This is a genomic window from Aeromonas sp. PS2Canimalfood6 (assembly GCF_048276795.1).
Lineage (GTDB): Bacteria > Pseudomonadota > Gammaproteobacteria > Enterobacterales > Aeromonadaceae > Aeromonas > Aeromonas caviae.
In genome coordinates this window covers 1-19,928 of record NZ_JBLUXC010000062.1, presented here as the reverse complement: position 1 = coordinate 19,928, position 19,928 = coordinate 1, and the positions used below count along the sequence as shown (strand labels likewise).

Sequence of the window (19,928 nt, the reverse complement as noted above, 5' to 3'; positions counted from 1 at the left end):
GAGGCAATATCAATATGATGCACGGCGACAGCAGGGTGATGGTGGTGGTGTGTTTGGAGACAGCCAGTTTACCAGCACCCTGTCTGTCAACTTCCACTTCCCCAAGATCCCGCGAAGAACCCGAAATAAGGCTACGTCGCACCCTCCCGGTCGGGGAGGGGCGTTTACTCTCCAAAGGCGCCACTGGCGCCTTTGTGCTGTCGATGACGCGGCCCCTTGGCCGCCCCGTTTCAGAGGATCCACGATGACCCCTCCCACCTACAACCAGGCCCTCCTTGAGATGGCCAGCCAGAGCCTGGCCGAACTGGCCCGCACCGGTGCGCAGAAGGCGGGCAAGCGCACCCCGGCCCAGGAGAGCCACTTCCTCTGCACCTGGATGGCGGACTCCCTCAAGGAGAAGCGCTTCTCCCGCCTAGTGATGGAGGATCTCAAGGCCTGGGTACAACTGGGCCGCACCCTGGGGGCCGGCGCCGATCTCAAGGGCTTGCTTGAGCGGATCATCCGCCAGTACGAGCGCGCCATGGCAGAGCCGACCGGGCTGGGCGGCCGGCTTGCCGCCCTGTTGGCCGAGCTGGAGGCGGCGGGCTGGCTGGTGCTGACGAGTAGCGAAGTGAACGCCAAGCTGCGCCTGCAATCGGGCGGCCAGCCGAGCCTCATCATCAGCGCCAGCGAATATCAGGGCCATATCGAGGCGGGTGAGCTGACCAGGTCCCTTACCCTCTATGTGCGCGGGGACGAGGCCAGATTGGCACAGGCGGCTTTTTCCCACGGCCTGCTGCTGAGCCAGGGCAACAAGAAAACGACCCTGGTCAAGCACCACAAGGCCTACCGGCTGGTGCCCGGCAACGCACAGCCGGCCCTGGCGCTGCTGATCGGCTCCTGATCCGGGCGCAAGCTGCTCATCCCCCCACCCGGCCCCGTGCCGGGTTTTTTGTGGATGCTTGCCGGTGGCGGGAGGGGAGGGGAGGGGAGGGGAGGGGAGGGGAGGGGAGGGGAGGGGGCCTTGATGCGGCGCCAAGGGGGCAGCCTTTGTCGCAGCCGGCGAGGGCCCCCTCCGATGGGGGGCGTCCCCCATATGGAGGGATGGGGGCGCCGAGCTTCTGCTCTAGGGTGGGTGAGCCCCAAAGAGGGCCACATGGAAGCAAACCGCCTGATGGCGCCACTCAATGAATGAGGAAACACGATGAAAGCGACTCCCATCGCCCTGCTGCTGGCAGGCTCCCTGATCTCTCCGCTCTGCGCCGCCGGGCTCGATGCCAGGCTCACCCTGGTGGAGGGCGGCACCGACGACGTGCGGGTCAACCTGACCCTGACCAACACGGGGGACAAGCCGGTGCGTCTGCTCAAGTGGCAGCTGCCTGGCAGCGAGGATGCCCCCCTGTTCCAGGTGGAGCGTGACGGTCAGCCGGTTGGCTACGAGGGGGCCCTGATCAAGCGGGCGGCCCCGACCGACAAGGACTTCCAGTTGCTCAAGGCCGGCCAGAGCCTGACGGTGCAGGCGGAGGTCTCCGGTCTCTACGACATGAGCGTCCAGGGGCAGTACAGCATCCGCTACCTGCTGCCGACCGTGGCGCAGGAGGGGAAAACCGCCAAGGCCAGGCAGGCCCGGGGGAGCGAATCCAATGCCGTGACCCTGTGGGTGGAAGGGGTAGCCGACGATAGGGTGCTGGCCAAGGCGGCCCTGACCGAGCCCCAGGCGGTGACCGCCTCGGTCAGCTTCAGCGGCCGCTGCACCAACACCCAGAAGAGCGACATCCTGGCCGCGCTCGATGCCGCCAGCGGCATCACCAACAACTCCAGCAGCTATCTGGCGGTGGACAAGCCCGATGGCCAGCGCTATCGCAGCTGGTTCGGCGCCTATGACGCCGCCCGCTGGAACCAGGCCGAGACGAACTTCAGCAAGATCAAGGATGCCATCGACAACAAGCCGCTCACCTTCGACTGTGGTTGCAAGCAGAGCTACTTCGCCTACGTCTATCCGGACCAGCCCTACAAGGTCTATCTGTGCAAGAGCTTCTGGACGGCACCCGTCACCGGGACCGATTCCCGCGCCGGCACCATAGTCCACGAGCTGAGCCACTTCAACGTGGTGGCGGGCACCGACGATCTGGGATACGGTCAGGCCAATGCCCGCAATCTGGCGAGCACGGATCCCCAGAAGGCGCTGAACAACGCCGACAACCACGAGTACTTTGCCGAGAATACCCCGAGCGAAAATTAATCCGTGAAGGGGCCGCGAGGCCCCTTCCCGTTGTTGAAGGAGCACCCATGATGACTCTCTTGCTCACCACCCTGGCGCTGGCCCCCCTGCAGTGCGAACTGTCGGTCAACGCCGAGAGCGGGGTGAACGAGCCCCTGCCCCTGGTGATTACCCTGACCAACCGGGGGGAGACCCCCCTTGAGGTATTGACCTGGTTCACCCCCTTCGAGGGGTGGTTTGCCGATGCCATCGACCTCACCCGCGATGGCCGGCCGCTGGCCTACCGGGGACCGCTGGCCAAGCGTGGTGAACCCGGAGATGGCGACTTCCTCCTGCTGGCACCGGGGGAACATAGCCAGGCCGATGCGGATCTGGCGCAGGCCTACGATCTGTCGCAGCCGGGCAGCTACCGGCTCAGCTATCGTGCCCAGCCCCTGGCGCTGACCCGGGGCGTGGTGCCAAGCTGCCCCGCCATCGACTTTACCCGGGTGGCGGCGCCCTAGGAGGTCGGTGGCTTGCTCTTCGCATCCAGCAGCCCGACGGCGCGGGCGGCCACCACCAGATAGCGCTTCGCCAGGCGGGGGGACGAGCCGCCGCAGGATGACAGGGTGAAGACATGATGAAGAGATGGGGACGGGCCACGCCGTGCGCCAGGCCGCCCCTTGATACCGCCAAGGAGGCAAGATGGTACTGGAATCATTGAAACGGGAGCTGGAGCGCTTTGGCGAGCAGCACGACGAGGCCCAGCCGTCCCGTGACGGCAAGATGCTCAATATCACCCGGGACACAGGTGAACTGCTGGCGCTGCTGGTACAGACGCGAGGGGCGGCGGATGTGCTGGAGATTGGTACCTCCAACGGCTATTCCACCCTCTGGCTGGCGGAGGCGGTGAAACGGCTGGGGGGCCGGGTCACCACCATAGAGCGGGATGCGGGCAAGCTGGCCATGGCCGCCGCCAACTTCCAGCGTGCCGGGCTCGGCCCCTGGATTGAACAGCTGGCGGGGGAGGCTGGCAGCTTGCTGCCTACCCTGCCGACGGCGGGTTATCAGCTGGTCTTCCTGGACTCCGATCGCCAGCAATATCAGCGCTGGTGGCCCGAGATCCGGCGCCTGCTCGCCCCTCGCGGCCTGCTGGTGGTGGACAACGCCATCTCTCACCGGGAGGAGATGAGCGACTGGATGGCGGAGGTGGTGCAGGATCCGGCCTTCATGACCGCCCTGGTGCCGGTGGGCAAGGGGGAGTGGCTGGTGGCGCGCCTGTGAGCCCATGGCTCTTGCCGCATGGGACGAGCACCATCCCGTGGTGCTCGCTCACCTCATGGGAGCCCCAGAGCCACTAGCTTTCCCGGAGCCGCCGTGCTCTCTTTCCTCATCTTCCGCCCCCTCGTTCTGCTCCCGCGGTCGGCTTGCTGCCATATCGGCAGCGCTGGCAGTGTCGCCCTCTTCTTGGCGTTATCCACTATTTCGCTAAATATCCCCGTATTTCATGGTTGGGAGAGGAAACGTCTCGCGATATGTTTTGTCCATGCCGATAGCCAGCCGAATTAATGTGTGGCACTGACGTGGAAATATTAATCGCTGTGCTGCGGCAGCAGGATTGGAAAATAACCATTGCATGGCGCCAACCTATTCTGGTTGGCAAGCGTTCCGGGTATTTATAAATATAACGAGGTGGTTCATGAAGAAAGTACGTTCGCTGTTGTTGCTGGCGGCATTGCCGCTGGCCCTGATGAACTCGGCCCAGGCCCAATCCAGCCTCGCCGCCATCCAGAGCGCCGGGGTGATCAAGATTGGCACCGAAGGGGCCTACCCCCCTTTTACCTACCACGACAAGAGCGGCAAGCTGGTGGGCTTTGACGTGGAGATTGGTGAACTTATCGCAAGCGGCCTCGGGGTGAAGCCCGAGTTCGTCGAGGGCAAGTGGGACGGCCTCATCGCCGGGGTGGACGCCAAACGCTACGATCTGGTGCTCAACGAGGTGGCCATCACCCCTGAACGGCTGAAAAAGTATGATTTTTCAGATCCATACATCACCTCCAAGGCGGTGGTCGTGGTGCACAGCGACAATGACAGCATCAAGAGCTTTGCGGATCTGAAGGGCAAGAAATCCTCCCAGTCCCTGACCAGCAACTTCGCCCAGCTGGCGAAGGCGTCGGGGGCCGAGGTGGTGGCCACCGAGGGCTTCAACCAGTCCCTGGAGCTGGTGCTGACCGGACGGGTGGATGCCACCATCAACGACAGCCTCTCCTTCCTGGATTTCAAGAAGCAGAAGCCGGACGCCAAGTTGAAGGTGGCAGCCACCGAGGCCAAGGGGGATCAATCCGCCGTGCTGCTGGCCAAGGGGCAACCGGAATTGCTGGCCGCCATCAATCAGGCGCTGCGCACGGCCAAGCAAGACGGCAGTTACCAGAAAATATCGGTCAAGTATTTCGGCACCGACGTCTCGAATTAATATTCAGGCCGAATAATAACAATAAAGGAGAATTAACGTGCCTCCCTGGTTGCAGTTAATGATCGACTCTTTTTGGCCCCTGCTCAGTGCGGGGCTTATTTTTACCGTGCCACTCACCCTTATCACCTTCGTGCTGGGAATATTGCTCGGCTTGCTGGTGGCCCTGGCCAGGCTCTATGGCCCGTCTCCCCTGGTGGCCCTGGCTCGCTTCTATGTGTGGCTTGTTCGGGGCACGCCGCTGCTGGTGCAGCTCTTTCTCATCTTCTACGGCTTGCCGAGCGCCGGCATCGTGCTGGATGCCTTCACCGCCGCCGTCATCGGCTTCACCCTCAACATCGGCGCCTACAGCTCGGAGACCATCCGCGCCACCCTGGCGGCGATCCCGAAAGGGCAGTGGGAGGCGGCCCACGCCATCGGCATGAACTGGCCCCAGGCCATGGGACGGGTGATCCTGCCGCAGGCGGCGCGCATCGCTGTACCGCCCCTCTCCAACACCTTCATCTCCCTGGTCAAAGACACCTCGCTGGCGGCGGCGGTGACTGTGCCCGAGCTGTTCCAGGCGGCCCAGCGCCTCGCCTCCGTCACCTATGAGCCGCTCATCCTCTATATCGAGACGGCCCTCATCTACCTGATGTTCAGCTCGGTGCTCTCCACCCTGCAAGACAGGCTGGAGCAGCGACTGGCTCACAAAGAGACCCGGGAGGTCGCCCTATGATCCGCTTGAGTGGCATCGAGAAACAGTTTGCGGGGCAGCGCGTGTTGAAAGGGGTGGGGCTGGCGATGGCCGCGGGCAGCGTCACTGCCCTGATCGGTCCCTCCGGCAGCGGCAAGAGTACCTTGCTGCGCTGTGTGAACCTGCTGGAGCGACCCGATGCAGGCCAGTTGGTGCTGGGGGGCTGCGAGCTCGACTTTACCCGGCATCTGTCACGGCAAAGCGTGCTGGCCCTGCGCCAGCAGACCGGCATGGTGTTCCAGAATTTCCAGCTGTTCCCGCACATGACGGTGCTGGAGAACGTGATGGAAGGGTTGGTGACCGTGTTGAAGTGGCCCAGGGAGAGGGCAGTGGCGCGCGCCCTGCAACTGCTCGACAAGGTGGGGCTCAGGCACAAGGCCGAGGCGGTGCCTGCCACCCTCTCCGGCGGTCAGCAGCAGCGGGTCGCCATTGCCCGGGCGCTGGCGCCATCCCCCAAGGTGTTGCTCTGTGACGAGCCCACCTCGGCGCTGGATCCCGAGCTTGCCCAGGAGGTGGTGGCCGTGCTGCGCCAACTGGCCAGTGAGGGGACCACCATGCTGATCGCCACCCATGACTTGCGCCTTGCAGCCCAGATTGCGCAGCAGGTGATCTTCCTGGAGGCCGGGGAGGTGGTGGAGGCGGGCAGTGCGCGCCAGATGTTCACCACCCCCAAGCGGGCGCGTACCTTCGAATACATCTCCACCCTCACCGAACGGCTGCCGGAGAGCTGGAGTATCTAGCCGGTTCTGGCGGATTGAGAGCGAGATAAAAAAACAGCCCCGCACGAGCGGGGCTGTTTGCATGACAGCGTGGTTGCGACGGCAGATCACACGGCCAGGTAGTCCATGATCCCTTCGGCCGCCTTGCGACCCTCATAGATGGCGGTCACCACCAGATCCGAACCGCGCACCGCGTCACCACCGGCGAACACCTTGGGGTTGCTGGTCTGGAAGGCGTACTCGGCCTTCTCGGGCGCCTTGATGCGATCCCGGCCGTCGAGCTCGACGCCGTGCTCTGCCATCCAGGGCTGGGGGTTGGGCTGGAAGCCGAACGCCATCACCACCGCATCGGCAGCCAGCACCTGCTCGGAGCCTTCAATGACTACCGGATTGCGGCGGCCATTGGCATCGGGGGCGCCGAGCTCTGTGCTCACCACCTTGATGCCGCAGGTGCGGCCGTGGGCGTCCAGCTCCACGCCGATGGGCTGGAGGTTGAACATGAATTCCACCCCTTCCTCCTGGGCGTTTTTCACCTCCCGCTTGGAGCCCGGCATGTTCTCGGCATCCCGGCGGTAGGCGCAGATCACCCGATCGGCCCCCTGGCGGATGGCGGTGCGCACGCAGTCCATGGCGGTGTCGCCGCCCCCCAGCACCACTACCTGCTTGCCGGCGAAGTCGATGTAATCGGCTTGCGCCTTCTCAAAGCCCAGCAGCCGGTTGGCGTTGGAGATGAGGTAGGGCAGGGCGTCGTAGACCCCCGGCGCCTCTTCGTTGGCAAAGCCGCCCTTCATGTACTTGTAGGTGCCGACCCCGAGGAAGACCGCATCGAACTCGCCGAGCAGGTCGGCGAAGGTGACGTCACGGCCCACTTCGGTCTCGAGGCGAAACTCCACCCCCATCCCCTCGAAGATCTCGCGGCGGCGCTGCATCACCTCTTTCTCCAGCTTGAAGGAGGGGATACCGAAGGTGAGCAGACCACCTATCTCCGGGTACTTGTCGAACACCACAGGGGTGACGCCATTGCGTGCCAGCACGTCGGCACAGGCAAGGCCCGCTGGGCCCGCGCCAATGACGGCGACCCGCTTGTCGGTCTTGACCACCTTGGAGAGATCCGGGCGCCAGCCCATCTCGAAGGCCTTGTCGGTGATGTACTTTTCGATGTTGCCGATGGTCACGGCGCCGAATCTGTCGTTGAGGGTGCAGGCACCCTCACACAGTCTGTCTTGCGGGCAAACGCGGCCACATACCTCCGGCAGGCTGTTGGTCTGGTGGGAGAGCTCCACCGCCTCCAGAATGCGTCCCTCGTTGGCCAGCTTCAGCCAGTTGGGGATGTAGTTGTGTACCGGGCACTTCCACTCGCAATAGGGGTTGCCGCAGTCGAGGCAGCGATCTGCCTGCATGCCAACCTGGGCCTGGTTGAAGGGCTCGTAGATCTCCACGAACTGGATCTTGCGGATCTTGAGCGGCTTCTTGGGCGGGTCGACCCGCTGGACATCGATAAACTGGAATACGTTCTGGCTCATAGGGTTCCCTCCTTATTGCGCCTGGATTCTGAGTTCTGCACTGGAACGGCTGGTGTGGCCAAGCAGCGATTTGACGTCACTGGACTTGGGTTTGATCAGCCTGAACTTGGGCACATAGGAGTCGAAGTTGGCCAGGATCTCCTCGGCACGCGAGCTGCCTGTCTCGTTGAGGTGCGCCGTGATGATACCGCGCAGGTGCTCCTGGTGGATGGCGAGATCCGCCACCTCCAGCAGTTCGACCAGCTCGGGGTTGGTGCGCTTGGCAAAGTTGCCGCACTCGTCGAGCACGTAGGCGAAACCGCCTGTCATGCCCGCCGCGAAGTTGACACCGGTCTTGCCGAGCACGGTGACGATGCCGCCTGTCATGTATTCACAGCCGTTGTCGCCAATCCCCTCGACCACCGCCAAGGCCCCTGAGTTGCGCACCGCGAACCGCTCGCCGGCGGTCCCTGCGGCATAGAGCTTGCCGCCGGTGGCGCCATAGAGGCAGGTGTTGCCGATGATGGCCGCCTCGTGGGATTTGAACGCCACGCCGACGTGGGGTTTGATCACCAGCTTGCCGCCGGTCATCCCCTTGCCCACGTAGTCGTTGGCATCCCCGGTGAGGATCATCTCAAGGCCACCGGCGTTCCAGACGCCGAAGCTCTGGCCGGCGGTGCCGTTGAAGTGCACCTTGACCGGATCGGCCGCCATGCCCTGGTTGCCGTGGCGCTTGACGATTTCGCCGGACAGACGCGCACCCACGGAGCGGTCGGTGTTGCGGATGTCGTAGCGGAACTCGCCGCCACTCATGTTTTCCACCGCGTCCAGCAGGTCTTCCACCATCTTGAGGTTCAAGGGCCCCTTGTCGAAGGTGGGGTTGTGCTGCTGGCTGAACAGACTGGAGCCTGCCGGTGCAACCGGGGCCGCCAGGATGCCGGACAAGTCCAGCTTGGCCTGACGGGCGGTGAGGCCGGGCAGGGCTTCCAGCAGGTCGGTACGACCGATGAGGTCGGTGAGCTGGGTGACGCCCAGCTCGGCCATCAGCTCGCGGGTCTCCTCGGCGATGAACTTGAAGTAGTTCATCACCATCTCCGGCAGGCCGGTGAAGTGTTCGCGGCGCAGCTTCTCATCCTGGGTGGCGACGCCGGTGGCGCAGTTGTTCAGGTGGCAGATACGCAGGTATTTGCAACCGAGCGCCACCATGGGGCCGGTACCGAAGCCAAAGCTCTCGGCGCCGAGGATTGCCGCCTTGATGATGTCCAGACCCGTCTTGAGACCGCCATCCACCTGCAGGCGCACCTTGTGGCGCAGGCCGTTGGCCACCAGCGCCTGCTGGGTTTCGGCCAGGCCCAGCTCCCAGGGGGAGCCAGCGTATTTGACCGAGGTGAGCGGGCTGGCGCCGGTGCCGCCGTCGTAGCCGGAGACGGTGATGAAGTCCGCATAGGCCTTGGCCACGCCGCAGGCGATGGTGCCGACGCCAGGTTCGGACACCAGTTTCACCGACACCAGGCAGTTCGGGTTGATCTGCTTGATGTCGAAGATGAGCTGGGCCAGATCCTCGATGGAGTAGATGTCGTGGTGCGGCGGCGGGGAGATCAGGGTCACGCCGGGCACCGAGTAGCGCAGTTGGGCGATTTGCGCGGTGACCTTGTCACCGGGCAGCTGGCCCCCTTCGCCGGGCTTGGCGCCCTGGGCGACTTTTATCTGCACCACGTCCGCGTTCATCAGGTAGTGCGGGGTGACGCCAAAGCGACCGGAAGCCACCTGTTTGATGCGAGAGTTCTTCTCGGTACCGAAGCGTTTGGGATCCTCGCCACCTTCACCGGAGTTGCTCTGACCGCCGAGGCGGTTCATGGCGATGGCCAGGGCCTCGTGGGCTTCAGGGCCGAGGGCGCCGATGGACATGGCCGCGGAGTCGAAGCGGGGGAACAGCCTGGCGGCTGGCTCCACCTGATCCAGCGCCACCGGGGTGGTGCCCTGTTTGAGCGACAGCAGATCCCGCAGGGTGGCGACCGGCCGCTCGTTCACCAGACGGGCATACTCCTTGTAATCGGCGTAGTTGCCGGAGCGCACCGCCACTTGCAGGGTCTGCACCACGTCCGGGTTGTAGGTGTGGTACTCGCCACCGTGGACGAATTTCAAGAGGCCGCCCTGGGTCAGTGGCTTGCGGCCGAGCCAGGCCAGACGGGACAGATTGATCTGATCCTGCTGGATGTCGGCAAAGTCGGCACCCTGGATGCGGCTCGATACGCCGCGGAAGCAGAGCTCGACAACAGCCTTGGAGAGGCCCACCGCCTCAAACAGCTGGGAGCAGCGGTAGCTTGCCACCGTGCTGATGCCCATCTTGGACATCACCTTGTAGAGGCCCTTGTTGATGCCGTTGCGGTAGTTGAGCATGGCCTGGCGCAGGCTCATCTTGAGCACGCCTTCCTCTACCTGCTTGGCGAGGGTCTCGTAGGCGAGGTAGGGGTAGATGGCGGTGGCGCCAAAGCCCAGCAGCACGGCGAAGTGGTGCGGGTCGCGCACGCTCGCGGTCTCCACCAGGATATTGGCGTCGCAGCGCAGGTTGTTGTCCACCAGGGTACGCTGCACCGCACCCACCGCCATGGCGGCCGGGATGGGCAGGGTATCCGGGCTGATGTCCCGGTCTGACAGGACCAGCAGCACCGCGCCGCTGCGGGCCGCTTCAGCTGCCTCGTGGCAGAGGCGCTCGAGGGCAGCCTGCAGCCCCTCTTCGGGCTGGTAGTTGAGGCTCAGCACCGCATGGCGGTAGTGCTCACCTTCCAGGGCCAGCAACTGATGGAAGTCGGAGTAGAGCAGGATCGGCGACTGGAACAGCACCCGGTGGGCGTGACCGAAGGTCTCGTTGAACACGTTTTGCTCGCGGCCGATACAGGTGGCCAGGGACATGACGTGATTTTCCCGCAGGGGATCGATGGGCGGGTTGGTCACCTGGGCGAACATCTGGCGGAAGTAGTCGTACAGGGTACGCTGGCTGGAGGAGAGCACCGCCATCGGGGTGTCATCCCCCATGGAGCCCACTGCCTCCTGGCCATTCTCGCCGAGCACGCGGATCACCTGATCCAGCTCTTCAAAGGAGTAGCCGAACAGCTTCTGGTAAGTCTTGAGCCGGTCATCCGGGAATTCCCGCGACCCCGTGCTGGCATCGTCCATCTGCTCGAAGGGCACCAGGCGCTTGCAGTGCTTGTCCATCCACTGCTTGTAGGTGTGACGGCTCTTGAGATCGTCGTCAATTTCGAAGCTGGTCCAGATCTTGCCGTTGCTGGTATCGACCACGAACAGCTCCCCCGGGCCGACACGGCCCTTCTCCAGCACTTCGTCCGGGGTGTAGTCCCAGGTGCCCACTTCGGAGGCCAGCGTGATGAACTTGTCCTTGGTGATGACGTAACGTGCCGGACGCAGACCGTTTCTGTCGAGTGCGCAGGTGGCGTAACGACCGTCGGTCATGACGATGCCGGCCGGGCCGTCCCAGGGCTCCATGTGCATGGAGTTGAAGTCGTAGAAGGCGCGCAGGTCGTCATCCATGTTCGGGTGCTTCTGCCACGCAGGCGGGATCAGCAGGCGCATGGCACGGAACAGGTCCATGCCGCCGGCCAGGAAGAGATCCAGCATGTTGTCGAGGCTGGAGGAATCCGATCCCGTGGTGTTGACGAAGGGGGCGGCCTCTTGCAGATCGGGGATCAGCGGGGTGGCGAACTTGTAGCTGCGCGCCTTGGCCCACTGGCGGTTGCCGGCAATGGTGTTGATCTCGCCGTTGTGGGCGAGGTAGCGGAACGGCTGCGCCAGCGGCCAGCGTGGGCTGGTGTTGGTGGAGAAACGCTGGTGGAACACGCAGATGGCGGCCTGCATGCGGATGTCGGCCAGATCCAGATAGAAGCGCGGCAAATCCACCGGCATGCACAGTCCCTTGTAGACGGTGACCAGGTTGGAAAGGCTGACCACATAGAAGTAGTCGTCGCTGATGCGCTTCTCGATGCGGCGGCGCACGATATAGAGGCGGCGCTCGAGATCCTTGTCGACCCAGCCCGGGGGCGCGTTGACAAAGACCTGTTCAATACTGGGCAGGGACGCCTTGGCGATGGAACCGAGTACGTTGGTATCGATGGGCACCTTGCGCCAGCCGACCAGACTCAGGGTCTCTCTTTCCAGCTCCTCGTCGATGATGTCGCGAGTGGCCTGGGCCAGGATGGGATCGGGGTTGAGAAACAGCATACCGACCGCGTAGTTGCGGCCCAGGTGCCATCCCTTCTCTTCGGCGACCGCTCTAAAGAAGCTGTCGGGTTTTTGCAGCAACAGGCCGCAGCCGTCGCCGGTCTTACCATCAGCGGAGATACCGCCGCGGTGCTGCATGCGAGCCAAGGCTGACATCGCGAGACGGACAAGCTTGTGGCTGGCTTCCCCTTCCATGTGGGCCAACAGGCCGAAGCCACAGTTATCCCTCTCCAGCTTTGGATCATATAGTGACATTGCATTTCTCCCTTGCTCGGCCTTCCATCGCACTGTCATCAACAGACTGCATAAATTGCGATTGGCTCTTGTGGTTCCGTCCGCCTGAGGTGGCGAATCTCCAAACTAATGGGATTTTCGGGCAAGGTCAATTGGACATCCCGCTTGTTTGCAATGTTACATCACCATAACAAAATGTGGGTTTTTGAGACTCAATCAGCATTTTTGTGTATTTATGACTGACTTTTATTTATTTGTTGGATTTATATTCTGTTTATGGACGATTTAGTGGTTGACTGCATGGTGGCGGGAAACTGTAGTAATTTTACAAAGTCATCTCTGGTGTGCTTGGCGGGGATCACATTTCAGGATCCTGCGTCTTGCATTTGTCCATAAGCAGACTAAACAGGATTTTTTCAGTAGTTACAGCCGGTTATGGGCGAGAGGTTATGACACTTTTCTCCAGGTGGCAGGAGTGACAGGTTGTCAAAAGTGACCGTGAATGCTGACTGTTGGGTATTTATCGCATCTAACGTGAATATTTATATGATTTTTGGGTAGAGAGCGGGATTGATCCAGCGCAGCCTGCCCGCCGGGCTGCGTCGCTAGAATGACACCTCATTTCGGAGGTGTCATGCAGTTACACGAACTCATCAATACATTTGGCCAGGATCTCAAGCTGCGCCACGGCCAGAAGATCCACAAGCTCTCCATCCATGGGGCCTTTACCTGCCCCAACCGGGACGGCACCCTGGGCCGGGGTGGCTGCACTTTCTGCAATGTCTCCTCCTTTGCCGACGAGTCGGCCCAGCAACTCTCCGTGGTGCAGCAACTGCTGGCACGCCGGGACGAGGTGACCCGGGCCAGGCGCTATCTGGCCTACTTTCAGGCCTATACCAGCACCTATGCCGAAGTGGAGTACCTTCAGCGCATGTATGAAGAAGCCTTGTCGGTGAGCGACATGGTGGGGCTCTGCGTCGGAACTCGCCCTGATTGTGTACCCGATGCGGTGCTGGATCTGCTGGCAGGTTATCAGGCCCGCGGCTACGAGGTGTGGCTGGAGCTCGGGCTGCAGAGCGCCAACGACAAGACGTTGCAACGCATCAATCGGGGCCACGGCTATGCCGCCTATGTTGACGCTGTAACCAGAGCCCATCTGCGGGGCATCAAGGTGTGTGCACACCTCATCGTCGGCCTGCCCGGCGAGGCGCCGATGGACAGCCTGGAAACCCTGCACCGTGTCGTGGAGACCGGCGTCGAGGGGATCAAGCTTCACCCACTGCATGTGGTGGAGGGGAGCACCCTTGGCAAGGCGTGGCAGGCGGGACGGCTGGATGTGTTGACGATGGAGCAGTATGTGGCGGCGGCGGTCGCCATGATCCAGTACACGCCTCCCGAGGTGGTCTATCACAGGGTCTCGGCGTCGGCGCGCCGCCCGACCCTGCTGGCCCCCGCCTGGTGCGAGAATCGCTGGAGCGCCATGACCGCCATTGCCGCGGCGCTGGCACGCTCAGGCCCTCAGGGGCACTGCCTGGGACGCCCTTTTTCTCTCCCTTCCACGGGCGAGTGCCAACTCTAATTTCGTCAAAAAACAGTGGGTTATTAGATGAAATTCAGTCTTTGGAGTATAGTTTCGTTCAAGTCACCTTGATAAGATGGTCGGCTTGAAAAAAGATATAGTTATCAATAACTCTTTGCAGTTTGTATACCGGGCGGTGTCTCTTCGAACCGGGTGGCATATTTCTTGGCAACACCAGGTGCCTGGTATGTCCCCTCCGTTTCCGGCATGAAAATCTGTGAGGGAGGCGAGACATGCAGTGTCCCGGCTCTGTGCGCTAATCGGGTTGTGGGTCTGGGTGGCGAGGTCTGTTCTGTTTTTCCGGATCGCCGCCGGGCTTTGGATATTCGGCCCCGAGACAACCTTCTGAATCATGTTTGATGGGATGCTATGCAAGCAGAAACCAGCCATATAGATGAACTGTTGGAGTGCCTGGTCTTTTTGACCCGCTTTTACGGGGTGCCCAACAGTCAGGATGCTCTCACCACCGGCTTGCCACTGGTCTCCGGGCGTCTCAGCACGGCGCTCTTCAGTCGTGCCGCCGAGCGGGGTGGTCTCTCTGCCCGCGAAGTGATCCAGCCCCTTGAACAGATCTCCTCCCTGCTGCTGCCCTGCGTCTTGCAGACGCGTAATGGCGGCGCCTGCATCTTGCTTGAATGGAATGAAGAACGGACCCAGGCGAGGGTCATCTTTCCCCAGGCCGGAGACGCGGCTCAATGGGTCAGTCTTGCCCAGCTGGGTGACGAGTACAATGGTCGTCTGTTCTACGTTAAGCGGCAGTTCAAATTTGATGAGCGCTCGCCCAAAGTGCTGGAGACCCGTGATGGTCACTGGTTCTGGAGCACCTTGTTCGAGTCCCGCGGTATCTATCGGGATGTGCTGGTGGCCTCGATCCTCATCAACCTGTTTGCCATCGCCAGCCCCCTGTTCACCATGAACGTCTATGACAAGATTGTGCCCAACCTGGCATTCGACTCCCTCTGGGTGCTGGCGGTTGGAGCCATGGTGGTGTTCACCTTCGACTTCGTGATGCGCCAGCTGCGCAGCTACTTCATCGATATTGCAGGCAAGAAATCCGACGTGCTGTTGTCGGCCAAAATCTTTGCCAAGGTGATGGGCATGAAGATGGAGTCCAGGCCTGCGTCGACCGGTGCCTTTGCCAAGCACTTGCAGGAGTTTGAATCGGTGCGCGAGTTTTTCACGTCGGCCACCGTCTCCACCCTGATCGATCTGCCGTTTGCCATCTTCTTCCTCTTCATCATCTGGATTTTCGCCGGTGTGATGGTGGTGGTGCCCATCATCGCCATCCTGATCCTGGTGGCCTACAGCTTCTACATTCAGGCACCGCTGAAGCAATCCATCGAGGAGGGCTCCCGGCTCGCCTCCCAGAAGAACGCCAATCTGATCGAAAGCATCTCGGGCCTTGAGACAGTGAAGATTTTCGGGGCCGAGAGCATGTTCCAGCACCGCTGGGAGCAGGCGGTGTCCCACATCTCGACCTGGGGCGTGCAAACCCGGCGCATCACCAACTCCATGTCTTCTCTGGCGAGCTACATCCAGCAGGTGGTGACAGTGGGACTGGTGATCGTCGGTGTCTACCAGATCTCGGAAGGGTTGGTGACCATGGGGGGCATGATAGCGGCCGTGATGCTGTCGAGCCGGGCTATCGCCCCCATGGTGCAGCTCTCGGTACTCTCCACCCGCTACAACCAGGCCAAGTCGGCGCTCGAGATCCTGGAGAAGATCATGATGACGCCGGGTGAGCAGGAGGAGGGCAGGCAGTACATCCACCATCCGCTCATCCAGGGGCGCATCGAGTTTGAAAATGTCTCCTTCAAGTATCCGGGCATGGAGAGCAGCACCCTGCACAACATCAACCTGCGCATCGAGCCGGGTGAGAAGGTGGCCATCATCGGGCGGATCGGTGCAGGTAAAACCACGCTGGAGAAATTGCTGATGGGTCTCTATCGCCCGACTGACGGCCTGGTGCGTCTGGATGGCTTTGAGCTGGACCAACTGCCGCCGACCATCATTCGCCGCAACATCGGCTGTGTGCCGCAAGATGTGACCCTCTTCTTTGGTTCCGTGCGGGACAACATCATGCTGGGTAATCCCCTGGTGGACGATGCCCGTGTCTTGCGCGCCGCCAAGCGGGCCGGGGTCACCAACTTTACCAACCGGGATCCCAACGGCCTCGACAGACAGATAGGCGAAGGGGGACGTCAGCTCTCCGGTGGCCAGCGTCAGTCCATCCTGCTGGCTCGCGCCCTGCTCAACGATCCCCCCATTCTGGTGATGGACGAGCCGACCTCCAACATGGACAACCAGTCAGAGATGCACGTGAAGCAGGAGCTGGCGCGGCTCGGCCCCGAAACCACCCTTATCCTCATCACCCACAAGACCTCCATGCTGGATGTCGCTTCCCGGGTCATCGTCGTGGAGCAGGGGAAGATAGTGGCGGACGGTCCCAAAGAGGTGGTGTTGCAGCAATTGAAGGAAGGCAAAGTGCGGGTGCAGGAGACGGCGAATGGCTAACCACTGGTTCAAGAAAACGCCCTCAGATACGGTCTTGCCTGCACCCGAGCATCTCGAGTACGTGGATGACGGTGCCGCCGCCGTGCTGCTGACGACACCCACCCGTGCCAGAGTCCTGCTCTGGGCCTGCTTCCTGTTTTTTGTCAGCGCCATCGTCTGGGCCGCCTGGGCAGAGCTGGATGAAGTGACAGTCGGCCAGGGCAAGGTGATACCGTCGCGCCAGTTGCAGGTGATCCAGAACCTGGAAGGGGGGATCGTCAAGGAGATCTTCGTCAAGGAGGGGGACATCGTCGAGAAGGGACAGCCACTGCTGCGCATCGACGATACTCGCTTCAAGTCGGATTTTCGCGAACGGGAGCAGGAGCTGGTCACCCTCAAGGGGGATATTGCCCGCCTGCGCGCCGAAATTCGCAGCGTAGTGGTCAAGAACGAGCCCAATCTGGGCTGGCGTGAACAGGTAGCCATCGACAAACAGGCCATCGAGTTCCCCGAAGGGTACGAGAATGTATTTGCCGAATATGCCGCCCGTGAAAGATCGGTGCAGGAGGCGCGGTTAAACAACCTCAAGAACCAGCTTTACATCCTGGGACAGCAGATCGAGCAGAAAGAGCAGGAGACCATAGAGCTCAATGCCAAGATCCGGACCGTGGGCCGCAGCGTTGATCTGGCTCGTCAGGAGCTGAACATCAGCCGTCCTCTCGCAAAAGAGGGTATAGTTCCTCAAGTGGAGCTAATTAAACTGGAGCGGCAGGTCAACGAAATGCAAGGGGAGCTGGAGGCGAACCGCCTGCTGGTGCCCAAGCTCAACTCGGTACTGCGGGAGACCATCTCGAAGCGAAATGATATCGCCCTGAAATTCCGGGCGGACTCCCAGACCGAGCTGAACGAACGTCAAGGCAAGTTGAGCCAGTTGTCGGAGGGTCAGGTCGGCCTCAGGGACAGAGTCGATCGTACCAGTGTGATTGCGCCTCTCAAGGGGACCATCAAGAAGCTCAAGATTAATACGCTGGGTGGGGTCGTTCAGCCGGGCATGGACCTGATGGAGATAGTGCCGCTGGAAGACACCCTGCTGGTTGAAGCCAAGGTGTCGCCCAAGGACATCGCGTTCCTCAGACCCGGACTGGAGGCCGTGGTCAAGATAACTGCCTATGATTTCACTATTTATGGAGGTTTACATGGCAAGGTTGAACAGATAAGTGCCGACTCAATCCAGGATGAGGAGGGCAATTCCTTCTATCTGGTGCGAGTACGAACCGAGAAGAGTTATCTGGGCGATGAGCTTAACGCACTTCCCATCATCCCCGGTATGTTAGCCAGTGCAGATATTATTACTGGTAAAAAAAGTGTCCTAGACTACTTGCTGAAACCCATCTTGAGGGCTAAGCAGTCGGCACTGAGAGAACGATAAGCCAACAATCTAAAAACAACATGACTGGAGATACCATGAAGAAGACGATTGTTGCCATGCTGGTTAGTGGCACCATACTGTTCCCGGGCCTGAGCCAGGCACAGACGCTGGAACAGTCAGTGGCGCAGTCACTGGCTACCCATCCGAAAATCAAGGAAGCTTTTGATCTCTATCAGGCACGACTGTATCAGCATGATGGAGCCAAGGGCGGCTATTACCCCACCATTGATCTGCGTGGTGGCGTCGGTTACGAGAAGACTGACAGTCCCTCGACCCGTGGTCCCAATTCACAGACGATCGATGACTCCATGACGCGCAAGGAGGCCGGGATCAGCCTTCGCCAGATGCTGTTTGACGGCTTTGATGTCAGCAGCAACGTGGCACGGACCGATGCCGCCGCCCAGGCCCAGCGCCTGGCGATGATCTCCGAGGCGGAGAACACGGCCCTGCGCGTGGCCGAGGTCTATCTCAACATGCTGCGTCAGCAGGAGATCCTGGAGCTGTCCAAGCAGAACCTTGAAACCCACGAACAGATCCGCAGTGACATCCAGAAACGGACCGACTCCGGTCTGGGGTCGACCGCTGACCAGACCCAGATCGACGGTCGTGTGGCTCGGGCTTACTCCAATCAGGCGGCGGCGGAGAACAACTATCGGGATGCCGAGAGTGAGTTCATCCGTGTCGTCAATGAAGTGCCCAAGGATCTCGTTCAGCCCGTACCGAACACCCAACTCCTGCCCGCAACGCTGGAAGATGCGCTGAAGACGGCAACAGAGGTTCACCCGACCCTGCTGTAATCCCTGCAGGACATCGAAGAGGCGAAGTACCAGCATGAAGGCTCCAAGTCCGGGTTCTACCCGAACGTAGCCTTTGAAGTGGATCAGAACTGGAACGAGGACATCGATGCGGTCAAAGGCCGTAACGACGATCTCACCGCCATGGTCCGGATGCGTTACAACCTGTTCCGCGGTGGGTCCGATCTGGCAGAAAGCAAGGCAACCTCAGCGCTCTATTCCCAGGCCAAAGACATTCACATGAATGCCTTCCGTCAGGTGGAAGAGGGGACCCGCCTCGCCTGGAACGCCAAAGAGTCGCTGGCCAAGCAAAAAGTCTTCCTCAAAGAGCACGTGGACGCCAGCTATGACACCGTACAGGCCTACAAGAAGCAATTCGGCCTGGGCCAACGGACCTTGCTGGACGTGCTGAACACGGAGAACGAACTGTTCGAGGCTCGCCGCAGTTACATTACGGCCGAGTACGACTCCCTGTTGGCGGAATATCGTATCCTCAATGCCACCGGTGGTCTGCTCAATGCCCTGAATGTGCAGCAACCGGCTGAATGGCAGGCCAACAACAACTGATGGCCCTGCCACTGATGTCATATCAGGCAAGGGGAATGGCTGCAGCGTGCTGCAGTCATTCTTTTATGCGTCCGGCGGTCAGGGGATGATGGCGGCGTCATGACACAGAAAGAGGTGGCATCGACAGGCTGGAGCCGACGTGATGGGGATCGAGCCCTCGCAGGTGCACGTGCGCCCTTGCGGGTTCGCCTGCTGTGGCTGGTCCTGCTGGCGATCCCCCTGCTGCTCAGCGCCAGCCAGCCTCTCTCACCGGAGGATATGAAACTGGTCAAGCGCGCTGAGGAGACCTATGGCCCCAGGGCCGGCAAACGGGTCACCAGCTGGCGCACTTTGGCAATGCAGAACAAGGCGGCGGGGCTGACGGATCGGCAGAAGCTGGAGAAGGTGAACCAGTTCTTCAACCAGATGCGTTTCATCGATGACATCAAGTTGTGGCACAAGAAGGATTATTGGGCGACACCGCTGGAATTTCTGGGCGCAGCGGGGGGAGATTGTGAAGACTTCAGCATTTCCAAGTATTTTACCTTGCTGGAACTTGGCATCCCTGATGAAAAAATGCGAATGGTATATGTCAAGGCATTGGATTATAACCAGTTTCATATGGTCGTTGCCTACTATGAGACGCCTGCGGCAGTACCCCTGATTCTGGACAATCTTGTCGGATCAATTCGCCCGGCGACCCAACGGGCGGATTTGTTGCCAATTTACAGTTTTAACGGTAGTCACTTGTGGCTGATGAAGGCGCGTGGTCAAGGGGAACTGGCCGGGCAATCATCCCGCTTGGGATTATGGACAGACTTACGCAATCGCATGACATCGGGGCGATTGGCTCGGCCTGCGGTCAATTTGGATGATTAACCTATGACGCTCTCATGTACAGAACCTTAAGCGGCAAGCGAATTAATAATACCGTCTAACGTGTTGTTTTGCTTGGATTTTCTCTGCCTACTCTTTTTGCCGTTTTTGGATAAATACACCATTGCCCACTCC

Annotated in this window: 13 protein-coding genes and 1 pseudogene; 12 read left to right on the top strand and 2 right to left on the bottom strand. The window is 61.0% G+C overall.

The genetic code is table 11. The features are described 5' to 3' along the window. The first annotated feature begins 244 nt into the window (after window positions 1–244). The 7 genes from ACNPAA_RS18240 to ACNPAA_RS18210 all read left to right on the top strand — a co-directional run bounded on the left by ACNPAA_RS18240 (window position 245) and on the right by ACNPAA_RS18210 (window position 6,125). On the top strand, window positions 245–883 hold the full coding sequence (locus tag ACNPAA_RS18240; protein WP_103242937.1) for a DUF2913 family protein: 639 nt from the start codon (window positions 245–247) through the stop codon (window positions 881–883). A 300-nt stretch (window positions 884–1,183) separates the two neighbouring features. Further along, complete coding sequence (locus ACNPAA_RS18235) at window positions 1,184–2,221, top strand: M35 family metallo-endopeptidase (RefSeq protein WP_103242938.1); 1,038 nt, start codon at window positions 1,184–1,186, stop codon at window positions 2,219–2,221. A gap of 47 nt (window positions 2,222–2,268) precedes the next feature. After that, on the top strand, window positions 2,269–2,703 hold the full coding sequence (locus ACNPAA_RS18230; protein ID WP_199767317.1) for a protease: 435 nt from the start codon (window positions 2,269–2,271) through the stop codon (window positions 2,701–2,703). A 181-nt stretch (window positions 2,704–2,884) separates the two neighbouring features. Then, on the top strand, window positions 2,885–3,463 hold the full coding sequence (locus tag ACNPAA_RS18225; RefSeq protein ID WP_042078579.1) for an O-methyltransferase: 579 nt from the start codon (window positions 2,885–2,887) through the stop codon (window positions 3,461–3,463). A 415-nt stretch (window positions 3,464–3,878) separates the two neighbouring features. Next, window positions 3,879–4,652 carry an amino acid ABC transporter substrate-binding protein gene (locus ACNPAA_RS18220; RefSeq protein WP_042078577.1) on the top strand — a complete coding sequence of 258 codons (774 nt, stop codon included), beginning with the start codon at window positions 3,879–3,881 and terminating at the stop codon, window positions 4,650–4,652. A 58-nt stretch (window positions 4,653–4,710) separates the two neighbouring features. Next, window positions 4,711–5,367 (top strand): amino acid ABC transporter permease, encoded by a 657-nt coding sequence (locus tag ACNPAA_RS18215; protein ID WP_199767318.1) that lies wholly within the window; start codon window positions 4,711–4,713, stop codon window positions 5,365–5,367. Continuing rightward, entirely contained in the window at window positions 5,364–6,125 is a 762-nt protein-coding gene (locus ACNPAA_RS18210) for an amino acid ABC transporter ATP-binding protein (protein ID WP_103242940.1), read from the top strand. Before ACNPAA_RS18215 ends, ACNPAA_RS18210 begins: the two co-directional genes overlap by 4 nt. A gap of 86 nt (window positions 6,126–6,211) precedes the next feature. Here the strand turns inward: ACNPAA_RS18210 and ACNPAA_RS18205 are convergent, their stop codons facing one another. Both ACNPAA_RS18205 and gltB read right to left on the bottom strand, forming a co-directional pair. Next, entirely contained in the window at window positions 6,212–7,627 is a 1,416-nt protein-coding gene (locus ACNPAA_RS18205) for an FAD-dependent oxidoreductase (protein ID WP_103242941.1), read from the bottom strand. A gap of 12 nt (window positions 7,628–7,639) precedes the next feature. After that, the gene (gltB, locus tag ACNPAA_RS18200) at window positions 7,640–12,097 is read right to left on the bottom strand and encodes a glutamate synthase large subunit (RefSeq protein WP_171865009.1); all 4,458 of its coding nucleotides are present in this window, start codon (window positions 12,095–12,097) and stop codon (window positions 7,640–7,642) included. A 613-nt stretch (window positions 12,098–12,710) separates the two neighbouring features. Between gltB and ACNPAA_RS18195 the strand changes: the two genes are divergently transcribed. The 5 genes and pseudogenes from ACNPAA_RS18195 (at window position 12,711) to ACNPAA_RS18175 (ending at window position 19,796) form a co-directional block, all read left to right on the top strand. Then, window positions 12,711–13,655, top strand: coding sequence for a TIGR01212 family radical SAM protein (locus ACNPAA_RS18195; RefSeq protein WP_103858277.1), 945 nt, complete (start codon window positions 12,711–12,713; stop codon window positions 13,653–13,655). Window positions 13,656–14,024: 369 nt separating this feature from the next. Then, window positions 14,025–16,169 carry a type I secretion system permease/ATPase gene (locus ACNPAA_RS18190; RefSeq protein WP_043155791.1) on the top strand — a complete coding sequence of 715 codons (2,145 nt, stop codon included), beginning with the start codon at window positions 14,025–14,027 and terminating at the stop codon, window positions 16,167–16,169. Then, on the top strand, window positions 16,162–17,577 hold the full coding sequence (locus tag ACNPAA_RS18185; RefSeq protein WP_010675165.1) for an HlyD family type I secretion periplasmic adaptor subunit: 1,416 nt from the start codon (window positions 16,162–16,164) through the stop codon (window positions 17,575–17,577). Before ACNPAA_RS18190 ends, ACNPAA_RS18185 begins: the two co-directional genes overlap by 8 nt. Window positions 17,578–17,612: 35 nt before the next feature. Continuing rightward, window positions 17,613–18,938, top strand: a pseudogene (locus ACNPAA_RS18180) (TolC family outer membrane protein). A gap of 99 nt (window positions 18,939–19,037) precedes the next feature. Further along, window positions 19,038–19,796, top strand: coding sequence for a transglutaminase-like cysteine peptidase (locus ACNPAA_RS18175; protein ID WP_227262859.1), 759 nt, complete (start codon window positions 19,038–19,040; stop codon window positions 19,794–19,796). Window positions 19,797–19,928: the final 132 nt, after the last annotated feature.

What these genes read in the sequence shown, in the direction of transcription:
- ACNPAA_RS18205 (WP_103242941.1), bottom strand. Translation starts at nt 7,627, where the DNA reads ATGAGCCAGAACGTATTCCAGTTTATCGATGTCCAGCGGGTCGACCCG.
- ACNPAA_RS18240 (WP_103242937.1), top strand. Translation starts at nt 245, where the DNA reads ATGACCCCTCCCACCTACAACCAGGCCCTCCTTGAGATGGCCAGCCAG.
- ACNPAA_RS18220 (WP_042078577.1), top strand. Translation starts at nt 3,879, where the DNA reads ATGAAGAAAGTACGTTCGCTGTTGTTGCTGGCGGCATTGCCGCTGGCC.
- ACNPAA_RS18185 (WP_010675165.1), top strand. Translation starts at nt 16,162, where the DNA reads ATGGCTAACCACTGGTTCAAGAAAACGCCCTCAGATACGGTCTTGCCT.
- ACNPAA_RS18225 (WP_042078579.1), top strand. Translation starts at nt 2,885, where the DNA reads ATGGTACTGGAATCATTGAAACGGGAGCTGGAGCGCTTTGGCGAGCAG.
- ACNPAA_RS18195 (WP_103858277.1), top strand. Translation starts at nt 12,711, where the DNA reads ATGCAGTTACACGAACTCATCAATACATTTGGCCAGGATCTCAAGCTG.
- gltB (WP_171865009.1), bottom strand. Translation starts at nt 12,097, where the DNA reads ATGTCACTATATGATCCAAAGCTGGAGAGGGATAACTGTGGCTTCGGC.
- ACNPAA_RS18175 (WP_227262859.1), top strand. Translation starts at nt 19,038, where the DNA reads ATGACACAGAAAGAGGTGGCATCGACAGGCTGGAGCCGACGTGATGGG.
- ACNPAA_RS18230 (WP_199767317.1), top strand. Translation starts at nt 2,269, where the DNA reads ATGATGACTCTCTTGCTCACCACCCTGGCGCTGGCCCCCCTGCAGTGC.
- ACNPAA_RS18215 (WP_199767318.1), top strand. Translation starts at nt 4,711, where the DNA reads ATGATCGACTCTTTTTGGCCCCTGCTCAGTGCGGGGCTTATTTTTACC.
- ACNPAA_RS18235 (WP_103242938.1), top strand. Translation starts at nt 1,184, where the DNA reads ATGAAAGCGACTCCCATCGCCCTGCTGCTGGCAGGCTCCCTGATCTCT.
- ACNPAA_RS18190 (WP_043155791.1), top strand. Translation starts at nt 14,025, where the DNA reads ATGCAAGCAGAAACCAGCCATATAGATGAACTGTTGGAGTGCCTGGTC.
- ACNPAA_RS18210 (WP_103242940.1), top strand. Translation starts at nt 5,364, where the DNA reads ATGATCCGCTTGAGTGGCATCGAGAAACAGTTTGCGGGGCAGCGCGTG.